A 10,821-nucleotide genomic window follows, 5' to 3' on the forward strand; every position below is an offset into this window, starting at 1 on the left:
GCGGTGGCCTCGGCGGCCGCAAGACGCAGGTCGGCGACGGCGACGCGCGCGCCGCGCTCGGCGAGCAGCAGCGCGGTGGCCAGGCCGATGCCCCCGCCCGCGCCGGTGATGATGGCGGTCTTGTCCGCAAGGGAGCCCAAGGCTGCGTCCTCCTCTGGTCGGACCCGTCTGCGCGGGCGTCGAAGGAGGGATAGGGCGAGGCGTTTTTCGCCGTAAGACGGCACATTATTGTTCCCATCCTCGGGAGGATTCGCCGCATGACCGACGCACAGCCGCCGCGCGCCCTGGACGCCGTCCAGGCCGAGATCGGCCGCATCCTGAAGGTCGATTTCAAGGGCGAGGCGCTGACCCAGGCGATCCGGCCGCTGGCGGATCTCGCGGCCGACCAGGCGCGCAACGGCGGCGACCGCAGCGACCCCATGCGCGAGGTGTTCGCCCGGGTCGGCGACCGCTGGAGCCTGCTGCTGCTCCTGATCCTGCGCGGCGGGACCTTCCGGCACGCGACGCTGCGGCGGCTGGTGGGCGTGCTGTCGTGGGAGGGCGCGATCTCGCAGCGCATGCTGACCCTGCGCCTGCGCAGCCTGGAGCGCGACGGCCTGATCGGCCGCACGATCACCCCGACCGTGCCACCGCGCGTGGACTATGCGATCACGCCGCTGGGCGAAGGCCTGCTGGCCGAGGTCGAGCGGCTGATGGACTGGGTGCGGGCGCACAACGCGGCGATCCGCGCGGCGCGGGCGAGGTTTGATGAAGCTGAGGAGTAAGTTCCTTCTCCCCTTGCGGGAGAAGGTGTCATCCGAAGGATGACGGATGAGGGGTCTCTCAGACATGAGACGCCTCGCCCAGCACGACTGCCGTCGCGGCTTTGAGGCCTGAGAGACCCCTCACCCGCCCCCGCTCCGCGAGGCCACCCTCTCCCGCAAGGGGAGAGGGCAAGAGCGCTATTTCATCGCCCCAAACGTCTCGGCCACCCAGTCGGCGATCCAGTCGCGGGCGTTGGCGACGTTGTCGAGGCTGGAGTGCTCGACGCCCTGCTCGCGGGCGCCAAAGATCTTCAGTTCGCGCTTGGGGCTGGCCGTCAGCTGGTCGTAGCTCTGGTGGGCGTATTCCAGCGGGATCTGGCGGTCGTTCTCGCCGTGGGTGACGAGGAACGGCACGGCGATCTTTTCCATCACCCCGTTCAGCGTGACCTGCTCGGCGATGGCCATGAAGTCGTCGATGGTCTCACCGCCCCAGACCCAGCGGACGTGCTCCCAGTAGTGCGGCACGGGCATGTCGCCTTCACGGGCCAGGCGGCGCTTCTGCATCTCGCCCCAATTGTGGTTGGCGCCCCAGACGACGCCCAGCGCGAACCTCGGTTCAAAGGCCACCGCGCGGGGCGCGTAGTAGCCGCCCAGCGAGACACCGTGCATGCCGATCCGTTTCGGATCGACCTCGGGAACGGTCTCCAGCCAGTCGACCACCCTGGAGGCCCAGCGCTCGGTGTCGAACACGGCCTTGAGGTCGTGCAGGCGCAGGGCCTCGCCCGTGCCCGGCTGGTCGATGATCAGCGAGGAGACGCCGCGCGCGGCCAGGGCGTCGGGCTCGCGGTTGAGGAACAGCAGTTCCTTGACGCTGTCGAGGCCGTTGACCTGCACCAGGCACGGCGCGGGGCCGTCGACGCCTTGCGCCTGAACGAACAGGCCGGCGATGACCCCGCCCTCGTAGGGGATCTCGACCCGGCGGCAGTTCTGGCGGCCGTGTTCGCAGCCCAGCGAAAAGGCTTCCAGCGCCCGGGCGTAGGTGGCGACGCGGCGCACCGAACCCCGGCTCTGCATGCGCTCGGCGGTGAAGTAGTAGAGGGCCGCGCGCAGCAGCTTGGGCCCGGCCGACAGCCTGCGGCCGGCGGCCAGGTCTTCGTGCGCCAGGTCCCACAGGGTGTCGGCCATGGCCGCCCAGCTTTCCATGAACTCGACCGTGCCGGCGTCCTCGCCGCGGGTGGCCGCCTCGCGGATCGGGCGGCACATGGCGTCGACCTCGCCGACCTGGCCGCCGGATTCCAGGGCGATGCAGACCGACAGGTTCCAGACGTAGTTGCCGGGGAAATACTCGAACATCCTGAGGGTCTCCTGGTGGGTTCCAGCGGTCTTAAGCGGGCCGGCGGAAACGGAAAAAGCGCTTGTGCCCATGGCCGCCATCGGCGGCGCCGATAGCTGCGGGGCCAAAGAAAAAGGGACGCGCCGCCCCCCCGCGACGCGTCCCCGCAAGTTCGATCGAGAGCGATCAGTACTTGGCCGACAGCCGCACGCCCCAGGTGCGCGGGGCGCGCAGGACGCTGTAGGAGATCCCCGTGGTGAAGGGCTGCAGATAGGCGTCGGTGAAGACCGCCTCGTTGCCGACATTGTGGACGTAAGCGGCCAGCGACCACTTGCCGCCGGGGGCGGCATAGGTGACGTCGAGGTCGTGCATCCAGTAGGACGGCTGGCGCTCGTTGGGCACGTAATCGATGGCCAGCCAGTAGGCCGCCGACCAGGTAGTGTGGGCCGAGGGCGTGATCGAGCCGCCGTTGGGCAGATCGAAGCGGTGCTCGTAGCCCAGGTTGACCAGCCATTCGGGCGTGCGCGGCATGCGCTTGCCCGAGCAGTCCAGCGTGTAGTCGCCCGAGGTCTGGGTGGTGGAGGCGCAGCTGGTGATCGCCGCCGGCAGCGAGGCCGAGCGGGTGTAGCTGAACTCCTTGTAGGTCGCGTGCAGGTACTGGACGTTGGCGGTCAGCAGGTCGCGGGCGGTCAGCTTGAACTGGGTGTCCAGATCCACGCCGTAGATCTCGGCCTTGCCCGAGTTCTCGGTGATGTTGGTGAAGCCGGCGGGCGGGTTGACGATCGGCCCCAGGTGGCTTTCCTGGTGGTCCTTGTAGTCCCAGTAGAAGACCTCGGCGTTGACCTGCAGGCGGCGGTCGAGGAACCGGTTCTTGGAGCCCACGGCGTAGGCGGTCAGCTTCTCGGGCTCGTAGGTGTTGGGCGCCAGGGCGGCCCAGAAGCCTCCGGCCTTGGTGGCCGTGCTGACCGAGCCGTAGAGCAGCGAGTCCCTGGCGACGTCGTACTCGAAACCCAGCTTCCAGTCGGTCGAGCGCCAGGTCTTGTCGCCGGCCACCGGGAAGATGCAGGTGTCGGTCGCCGTCGTGTCGCCCTCGTAGACGTAGGTCGTCGAGAACGTGCCCTGGTTGGTCGCCGAGCAGTAGGTGGAATTGGCGACGCTGGAGCTGGACACCCCGCCCACCGCCAGAGTGCCGTGCTGGGTCTTGGTCTCTTGCGTGTAACGCAGGCCCGCGGTCAGGCGGAAGGCGTCGGTGACGCTGTAGGTGCCCTGGCCGAAGGCGGCGTAGGAGGCGTCGGTCAGGCTGTCGAGCACGACGCGGTTCTTGTTGAAGGCGCCCTGGTTGACCGTGAAGTCGGTGCGCTGGTCTTCCTTGTAGGCGTAGAGGCCGGTCACCCACTTCAGCTTGCCCGCCTCGCCCGACAGGCGGGCTTCCAGCGAGCGCTGGATCTGGTGGTCGTTGGGCGAGAAGTAGAAGCCGGGGCGATAGGTGACGTAGTCGGCGTCCTGGCGGGTCTGGTTGGCGATCACCGTCAGGTCGGCGAAGCCCAGTCGCCAGTTCAGCTCGCCGCCGAAGGCGTAGAACTTGTTGTTCACGTAGCCGTCCGAGCCGATCGAGGCGATCAGGGCCGAGGGCGGACCGGTGTTGGACAGCAGGTAGGCGTTGGCCGCCGCCGTGCTGGGGCCGGTCCACGGATTGTCGGGATCGACCAGCGGCACGGGCACCGCGCCCGGCCCCTTGCCGCCGATCTGGGCGTAGCTGGCGCTCAGCAGCAGCGAGACGTCGTCGGTCGGCGCCCACAGGCCCTTCACGCGGACCGCGTCGACATTGGCGTCGTCGTAGCCGTCGGACAGGTAGCCGTCGCGGCGCACGGTCTGGCCGGCGATGCGCAGGGCGAAGGTGTCGCTGACCGGCACGTTCAGATGGGCGTCGGCGCGGCGCAGGTTGTAGTCGCCGACCTCGAGCGAGCCCCCTGCCCCGAAGTCGAACTTCGGCTTGGCGGTGATGATGTTGACCGCGCCGCCGGTGGCGTTGCGGCCGTAGAGCGTGCCCTGCGGGCCCTTCAGCACCTCGACCCGCTCGAGGTCGTAGAACACGCCTTCGGTGGCCGGCAGGCGGCCGATGTAGACGCCGTCCACGTTGAAGGCCACGGCCGGGTCGGCGTACATGTTGGTGCCGTAGGTGCCGGCCCCGCGGATGTAGATCTGGGTCGACGGCCCGCCCTGGCTGATCTGGATGCCGGGGGCCACGCGGTTGAGGTCCTGGGCCTGGACGACGGAGGCGCGCTCCAGTTGCTCGGCGCCGAGCGCGGTGACGTTCACCGCCGCCTTCTGGATGGTTTCGTTCTTGTGCTGGGCGGTGACGACCACCTCGCCCAGCTCGACAGTGTCGGCGGACTTCTGGTCCTGGGCCATGGCCGCGCCCGCGCTCAGCGCGGCGAGCATGGCGACCGACGTCAGCAAGCTGACTCGCATCTGCATTCCCCTTGTTTCCTTGCGGCCGCCGCCCGCGTCTGACGCGCGGTGCGAAACGGCCGATCCCTTTGTTCGGAAAGGCTATGACGACCATCGTTCGGCGACAAAGCGTTGCTTCGGATAGGCGCCATCGGCGCGACGGATGAGCGCCGCGCCGGGTCTCGTCAGGCCCTCACCAGGCCGTCGCGCCGCCATCGATGGCGTGGTCGGCGCCGGTGATCCAGCTGGACTCGTCCGACGCCAGGAAGGTCGCCAGCCAGGCCACGTCCTCGGGCTGGCCCAGGCGCTTGATCATCTTCTTGCGCAGGACCTGCGCCTCGAATTCCGGGTCAGCGACGACCGGCGCGGTGGCCGCCGTGACGATCAGGCCGGGCGAGATGGTGTTGGCGCGGATCCTGTGCGGTCCGCCCTCCATCGCCAGCTGCCGGGTCATGGCCAGCACCCCGCCCTTGCCGGCGCAATGGGCCAGGGCGCCCGAGCCTTGCAGGGCCTGGCGGGCGTTGGCCGAGGCGAAGTTCACGATCGAGCCCCCTCCCCGCGCCAGCAGGTGCGGCCAGGCCGCCTTGCAGGCCAGGAAAACGATGTCGAGTTCGCCGGTCAGGGTCCTGCGCCAGTCGGCATAGGTCATGTCGTCGATGAAGGCGAAGATCCCCATGGCGGCGGCGTTGACCAGGATGTCGATCCCGCCGTGCAGGGCGACGGCCTTGTCGATCAGGGCCTGGGCGCCCGCCTCGGTCGTCAGGTCGCAGGGGTGGAGGCTGTCGAAGGCCAGGCCTTCCGCCCTCGCCTGCTCGGCCGTGGCCTGCGCGGCCGCCGCGTCGATGTCGCAGCCGACGACGCGCGCGCCGTGGCGGGCGAACATCAGGCCAACGCCCTTGCCGATGCCGGCGCCCGTGCCGGTGACGACCGCCACCTTGCCGGCCAGGCGGTTGGAGAGAAGCGTGCTCATGCGCTCAGAGGCTCCCGGCTTCCCCGGCGGGGATCGGCCCCTCCACGAACTCGATCAGGTTGCCGGCGAGATCCCGGATGAAGCAGGCCGAGCCGTGCGGCATGGTCTTGACCCAGACGATGTCGGCTCCACGCGTCTTCAGCTCCTCCGACAGGGCGACGACGTCCTGGGCCACGAAGGCCACATGCTTGTTGCCGTGGGTGTGGACGTCGCGGTCGGGAATTCGGCGGTCCTCGGGCAAAGGCGCGGCGTTCGGCACCTCGAACAGCTCGATCCGCAAGGCCCCGTTGGCGATCATCGCCACCTGGGCGGGGATGGTCGGGATCGGGAACCGGCGCTCGACCTTGAAGCCGAGGACGCGGTCGTACCATTCGACGGCGGCGTCGAGGTCGGGGACGCTGACGCCCCCGTGGTGGAAGCCGTACTTGAACTGGCTCATCAGAGGCTCACCTGGGCGATGGATTGCGGCTTGCCGCCCTTGGCCGCCAGCATGGCGACCAGGGTCAGGACGGCGGCGACGAGGCTGGCCGCCCCGATCACCTGGAAGGTCGGCAGGATGCCGCCCACCGACTTGCCGATCAGCGGCACCAAGAGGCCGCAGACAAACTGCCCCAGGGCGAAGGTCGATTGCCACACGCCCATGCCGCGCGCTCGCACAGCGAACGGCAGGCCGCGCGTGGCCCAGGTCAGCATGGTCGGCAGGATCATGCCGCCGCCGATCTGGTTGAGGGCCGAGGCGGCCACGAAGGTGGTCTCATTGGGCGCATGGGACATCAGGATGAAGCCGACGCCCAGCAGGGCGAACTCCAGCAGCATCAGGCCCCGCAGCGGCAGGCGCGGCGACAGGATCCAGAACGACAGGGTGCCGAGCGGCACGGCCAGGCTGGCGATGGCGGTCAGCAGGCCGATGCGGGCCGGATCCTTCACGCCGAGCGCGAACAGCGCCGTGCTGAGCTGGATCTGCACCGTGTAGAACATGGTGGCGGCGAACAGGGTGACGGCGCAGACGCCGAGCATGAACTTCCACGGAAAGCCCGCCCAGCTGAGCGACGGGCGCTGGGCCTCCTCGCCCTCCCCTTCGCCGGCGGCCTCGTCGCGAGAGGGCTCCCAGGTGAAGGCGATCACGCCGACCATCAGCACCAGCGGGAACAGATAGACCAGGAACGGTCCGTGCCAGCCGAAACGGCCGGCCGCGCCGCCGATCATCAGGAACAGCACGGCAGAGACCGAGGCCGTGCCCGCCTGGGCGGCCAGCCAGCGATCGCGGGTCTCGCCCCGGAAAAGGTCGGCGATCAGGGTGGTCGACAGGGTCATGACCACGGCCTCCATGACCCCCACCACCACGCGGGTGGCCAGGATCGCCCAGAGGTCACGCAGGAAGAACGGGGCGACGCCGAAGGCGGCGTAGATCGCCATCGACCAGATCAGCAGCCGCCGCCGGCCCACCGAGTCGCCCAGCATCCCCGCCAGCGGCGAGAACAGGGCGATGCACAGCGAGGGCATGGTGACCACCATCGGCGCCAGGAATTCGATGCCCGGCACATGGGCGAAGGCCTGCATCAGCTGCGGGATGATCGGCGCCACCAGCAGCGCCCCCATCACCGAAAGCGTCACGGGCAGAAGCAGGCTGAGGCCCTGGACGGGCCCGGCCCGCCGGGCGGCTGGGGCGGAAGACGTGGTCACTGACTGTCCCTCTCTAATGTCTTTTGTCGCGAGCCCGTCTTTGTTCTCTGGAGCGCGACAGTCGCTGGAACCGTTGTCGGGCCCGGCTGTCGCGCTCTAGATCGCGTGCTCGTCTTCCTCAGTTAGCGTGTCGAGCTTGTCCGGAAGATTTCCGTTTTTGTCGCCGACGCCCCCGGGGCGTCGGAAAGGTTCGAGCGAGCGACGGTCGGCGTCGAACTGCATGTCCCAGGCGACCTCGCCCTCCCAGAAGCTGGGCGTCTTCGTGGCCCACAGTAGCGAGCCGAACTTCCAGTCCCAGACCCGCGGAACCCAGTTGTCGTCGAGATAGTCGGTGTCGACGTGGTACTCGGCCTCGCCGCCGTTCGGGTTGTCGAAGTAGTAGTAGATGGCCGACGAGATGCGGTGGCGCGACAGGCCGCCGGAGCTGTTCTGGCTGGTGTTGGTCCAGCCCTTCTGCTGCATCTGGTTCACGCCCAGCATCAGCTCGTCGATATCCTCCAGGCCGAAGGCGATGTGCATGAAGCCCGGATCGTCGGGCGCCACCGGCAGGGCCGTCGAGACGAAGAAGATGCTGTGGTGCTCGTGGGTCCCGTCGGCGCGGGCGAAGACCCCTGCGCCGCGTGAATGGTCGGTGTAGCGGAAGCCCAGGCGCTCGATGAAGAACTCCAGGCTGGCCACGTAGTCGTGCACGAAGAAGACCACGTGGTTGATGGTCTTGGGCAGGCAGCGCCGGCGCCATTTGCGGTGCAGGTTCAGACGCTGGATGTTCCCCGGCGCATTGACGGGATCGGGCTGCGAGACGACCTGGCGCTTGTTCCAGACCTTCAGGCCGATCGGCATGCCGTCATCGCAGAAGAAGTGGGCCGCCCCGTCGGCGTCGAAGCTGATCTCGCGGTCGCGCGACAGGTCGGCGACCAGGGCGTCGAAGGCCTCCTGGGTGTCGACGCCCCAGATGGTTTCCTGCATGCCGACCTTGCCGGCGTAGGTGGCGGGCGAGCGCGGGTCGCCGCGACGACGGACCACGATCTTCGACCCGCTGGCCACCTCGAACACGCTCTCGTCGTCGGTTCGCGACAGCGGCGTCAGGCCGAAGTCGGTCCAGAACCGCGTACAGAGCTCAAGATCGTCCACGCCGAAAATCGCGCTCTCGACACCCAGAATCGCCATGCCCTACTCCGTGAACGGGTCCGGACGCGGCGCCCTGCGCCTTGCCGTCCTCCCCGCTGGCTTCTTGTTCTCCCTGCGAACAGACCACCCGGGCGCGGCGACGAGAAATCCATTGTTCGGATTGGAGGTATCGCGGCGGCCGGGCGTCGCGGGACGCGCCAAAAGAAGCGCCCGCCCGGCGGGATCGCCGGGCGGGCCAGGTCGGAGACGACGCGGAAAAAGGGTCAGATGGCCTGGCGCAGGGCCGTGATCGAAGCAGCCATCAGGGTGTTGTGCTCCTGCGGTGAACCACCGGTCATCTCCAGCTCGCCCAGGCGGACCGAGTTCTCCACCACCATGCGGCAGCGGTCGAAGCGGCGGCCGGTGAAGCGTTCGAGCGCGGCCTCGACATCGCCGCCGCGCGCCAGCTCTTCGGCCAAGACCACGGCGTCCTCGACGGCCATGCCGGCGCCGGAGGCCAGGTGGGGCGTGGTGGCGTGGACGGCGTCGCCGATTAGCACCACCCTGCCGACATTCCAGGGCGGCGGCTGCAGCAGGATCTTCAGCGGCCGGTAGTTGATGGTCGGGTTGGCCAGCACCCCCTCCCGGATCCCGGGCACGATGCCGCCGAAGCCCTCCATCAGGGCGTGCAGCCGCGCCGGCTGGTCGGCCAGGTCGATCCACGGATCGTCGGGCGTGTGCTCCAGCAGGAACATGTACATGTGGGTCGGCGAGACCGGGTTGAAGCCGATCTTCTTGTCGCCGCCCATGTAGAAGTGCGAGCGGTCGAAGCCCGGCGGCCGCTCGGCCAGCAGCCGCCAGCAGGCCTGGCCGGTGAAGCGCGGCTCGGGCGCGTCGGGGAAGATCGCCTTGCGGGTGGTCGAGAAGATGCCGTCGGCCCCGATGACCAGATCGTAGGTCCGTTGCTCGCCGTCGCTGGTGGCGACCTCGACGGCCTCGCCTGCCTGATGCAGGGCCTCGACCGTGACGCCGAGCCTGACATCCACCCCGACCTGGCGGGTCGTCTCCGACAGCACCGCGTGCAGCACCGGCCGCATGACCCCGCCGGTGGCGGGGATGCCTTCCTCGACTGGGGTGGTCGAAAGGTCGGCGATGAACTCGCCGGTCTTGGAAAAGACCGTGCCGCCGCTCCAGGCCGCGCCCTGGGCCAGCACCGCGTCGAGCACGCCCACCGCGCGCAGGGCCCGCAGGGTCGGGCCAGTGATGGTGATGCCGGCGCCGTAGACGCGCCAGGCCGGATCCATTTCGACAAGGTCGACCGCCGCCCCGCCCCGCCGCAGCAGGATCGCCGCCGACATGCCGGCGATGCCGCCGCCGATCACCAGAACCTTGCCGACCATTTCCTCGACCCTTTTACGCTTCTTGTCGTTATGGACGCTCTCAGGCTCTCGCCTGGATCGCCTTCTGCTCGATGGCTCCGAACACCGAAGCGCCGGCTTCGTCCAGCACCTCGATGCGGACGGTGTCGCCAAAGCGCATGAAGCCGGTCTTCGGCTCGCCGTGCTGGATCACCTCCCAGCCGCGCCGCTCGGCGATGCAGGCCGAGCCGACCTTGTCGGGCGCGCCCTCCGAGACGGTGCCGAAGCCGACGATGGTCCCGGCCTTGAGGGCGCGGGTGCGGGCGGCGTGGACGATGAGCTTGGCGTAGGTGAAGTCCATGGCCGCGCCGCTTGGCCGGCCGAAGGCCTGGCCGTTCCAGGCCACCTGCACCGGCAGCTCCACCCTGCCGTTGGCCCAGGCGGGGCCAAGCTCGTCGGGCGTCACCGCCACCGGGGCGAAGGCGGTGGCCGGCTTGGCGTGGATGGGGCCAAAGCCGCGCATCATCTCGAAGCGCTGGAGCGCCCGCAGGCTCCAGTCGTTGGCCAACAGCACCAGCCGCACAGCGCCCTGCGCTTCCTCGTCGGTGGCGCCGATCGGCACGTCGCCGGTGACGATCGCGTACTCGGCCTCGAAGTCGATGCCGTCGGCCTCGTCGACGAACGGTGCATCCTGCGTCGGTGCCAGAAAGGCGTCGGAGCCGCCCTGATACATGATCGGCACGACGTCGGCCTGGGGGATCGGCGGGATGCCGAACGCCTTGTCCAGCAGCCGGCCGTGGGCCAGGAACGACGAGCCGTCCAGCCACTGGTAGGCGCGCGGCAGCGGCGACAGGGCCTGCGTGGGATCGAAGGCGAAGGCGTCCTGCACGGTCCCGGCGTCGAGGGCGTCGGACTGGGCCTGGAGCGCCGGCGCCAGCGCGTCCCAGCGGTCCAGCGCCGCCTGCAGGGTCGGCGCGGCCTGCGCGAAGACGGCCGTCTTCAGGTCGCGGGAGACGATGACCAGGCGGCCGTCGAAGGTGTCGGACTTCAGGGTGGCGAGCTTCATGCGGAGATCCTTGAACTCAATCGGCGGTCCATCCGCCGTCGACGACCAGGGAGGAGCCGGTCATCAGGGCCGAGGCGTCGGAGGCGAGGAAGACGATGGCGCCCATCAGG

11 protein-coding genes are annotated in these 10,821 nt (G+C 69.2%); 1 reads left to right on the forward strand and 10 read right to left on the reverse strand.

Going from position 1 to position 10,821, the window contains the following annotated elements; all coding sequences use genetic code 11:
• Nucleotides 1-224 (reverse strand): SDR family NAD(P)-dependent oxidoreductase (locus DMC18_RS26970; protein ID WP_233248174.1); only part of this gene is annotated, 224 nt, incomplete at its 3' end.
• A gap of 33 nt (nucleotides 225-257) precedes the next feature.
• Between DMC18_RS26970 and DMC18_RS15185 the strand changes: the two genes are divergently transcribed.
• A complete protein-coding gene (locus tag DMC18_RS15185) occupies nucleotides 258-764 on the forward strand; it encodes a helix-turn-helix domain-containing protein (protein WP_110133061.1) in 507 nt (168 codons plus the stop codon).
• A 177-nt stretch (nucleotides 765-941) separates the two neighbouring features.
• Here DMC18_RS15185 and DMC18_RS15190 read toward each other — a convergent pair whose 3' ends face one another.
• The 9 genes from DMC18_RS15190 to DMC18_RS15230 all read right to left on the reverse strand — a co-directional run bounded on the left by DMC18_RS15190 (nucleotide 942) and on the right by DMC18_RS15230 (nucleotide 10,817).
• A complete protein-coding gene (locus tag DMC18_RS15190) occupies nucleotides 942-2,096 on the reverse strand; it encodes a S9 family peptidase (RefSeq protein WP_110133062.1) in 1,155 nt (384 codons plus the stop codon).
• Nucleotides 2,097-2,262: 166 nt separating this feature from the next.
• Nucleotides 2,263-4,548, reverse strand: coding sequence for a TonB-dependent receptor (locus DMC18_RS15195; protein WP_158285914.1), 2,286 nt, complete (start codon nucleotides 4,546-4,548; stop codon nucleotides 2,263-2,265).
• Nucleotides 4,549-4,720: 172 nt separating this feature from the next.
• Nucleotides 4,721-5,497 (reverse strand): SDR family NAD(P)-dependent oxidoreductase, encoded by a 777-nt coding sequence (locus tag DMC18_RS15200; RefSeq protein ID WP_110133064.1) that lies wholly within the window; start codon nucleotides 5,495-5,497, stop codon nucleotides 4,721-4,723.
• 4 nt (nucleotides 5,498-5,501) lie between these two features.
• A complete protein-coding gene (locus DMC18_RS15205) occupies nucleotides 5,502-5,936 on the reverse strand; it encodes a VOC family protein (protein ID WP_110133065.1) in 435 nt (144 codons plus the stop codon).
• Nucleotides 5,936-7,180, reverse strand: coding sequence for an MFS transporter (locus DMC18_RS15210; protein ID WP_146218088.1), 1,245 nt, complete (start codon nucleotides 7,178-7,180; stop codon nucleotides 5,936-5,938). The genes DMC18_RS15205 and DMC18_RS15210 overlap by 1 nt, the downstream gene beginning before the upstream one ends.
• Before the next feature lie 96 nt (nucleotides 7,181-7,276).
• Nucleotides 7,277-8,347: a VOC family protein gene (locus DMC18_RS15215; protein ID WP_110133067.1), complete on the reverse strand. Its 1,071-nt coding sequence runs from the start codon at nucleotides 8,345-8,347 to the stop codon at nucleotides 7,277-7,279.
• Between the two features lie 224 nt (nucleotides 8,348-8,571).
• Complete coding sequence (locus DMC18_RS15220; protein ID WP_110133068.1) at nucleotides 8,572-9,687, reverse strand: FAD-dependent oxidoreductase; 1,116 nt, start codon at nucleotides 9,685-9,687, stop codon at nucleotides 8,572-8,574.
• Between the two features lie 40 nt (nucleotides 9,688-9,727).
• On the reverse strand, nucleotides 9,728-10,711 hold the full coding sequence (locus DMC18_RS15225; RefSeq protein WP_110133069.1) for a fumarylacetoacetate hydrolase family protein: 984 nt from the start codon (nucleotides 10,709-10,711) through the stop codon (nucleotides 9,728-9,730).
• Between the two features lie 16 nt (nucleotides 10,712-10,727).
• Nucleotides 10,728-10,817 carry an SDR family oxidoreductase gene (locus DMC18_RS15230; protein ID WP_233245357.1) on the reverse strand — a complete coding sequence of 30 codons (90 nt, stop codon included), beginning with the start codon at nucleotides 10,815-10,817 and terminating at the stop codon, nucleotides 10,728-10,730.
• Nucleotides 10,818-10,821: the final 4 nt, after the last annotated feature.

Source organism: Caulobacter sp. D5 (assembly GCF_003185805.1).
In the GTDB taxonomy this organism is placed as follows: Bacteria; Pseudomonadota; Alphaproteobacteria; order Caulobacterales; family Caulobacteraceae; genus Caulobacter.

What these genes read in the sequence shown, in the direction of transcription:
- DMC18_RS15185 (WP_110133061.1), top strand. Translation starts at nt 258, where the DNA reads ATGACCGACGCACAGCCGCCGCGCGCCCTGGACGCCGTCCAGGCCGAG.
- DMC18_RS15190 (WP_110133062.1), bottom strand. Translation starts at nt 2,096, where the DNA reads ATGTTCGAGTATTTCCCCGGCAACTACGTCTGGAACCTGTCGGTCTGC.
- DMC18_RS15195 (WP_158285914.1), bottom strand. Translation starts at nt 4,548, where the DNA reads ATGCGAGTCAGCTTGCTGACGTCGGTCGCCATGCTCGCCGCGCTGAGC.
- DMC18_RS15200 (WP_110133064.1), bottom strand. Translation starts at nt 5,497, where the DNA reads ATGAGCACGCTTCTCTCCAACCGCCTGGCCGGCAAGGTGGCGGTCGTC.
- DMC18_RS15205 (WP_110133065.1), bottom strand. Translation starts at nt 5,936, where the DNA reads ATGAGCCAGTTCAAGTACGGCTTCCACCACGGGGGCGTCAGCGTCCCC.
- DMC18_RS15215 (WP_110133067.1), bottom strand. Translation starts at nt 8,347, where the DNA reads ATGGCGATTCTGGGTGTCGAGAGCGCGATTTTCGGCGTGGACGATCTT.
- DMC18_RS15220 (WP_110133068.1), bottom strand. Translation starts at nt 9,687, where the DNA reads ATGGTCGGCAAGGTTCTGGTGATCGGCGGCGGCATCGCCGGCATGTCG.
- DMC18_RS15225 (WP_110133069.1), bottom strand. Translation starts at nt 10,711, where the DNA reads ATGAAGCTCGCCACCCTGAAGTCCGACACCTTCGACGGCCGCCTGGTC.
- DMC18_RS15230 (WP_233245357.1), bottom strand. Translation starts at nt 10,817, where the DNA reads ATGGGCGCCATCGTCTTCCTCGCCTCCGACGCCTCGGCCCTGATGACC.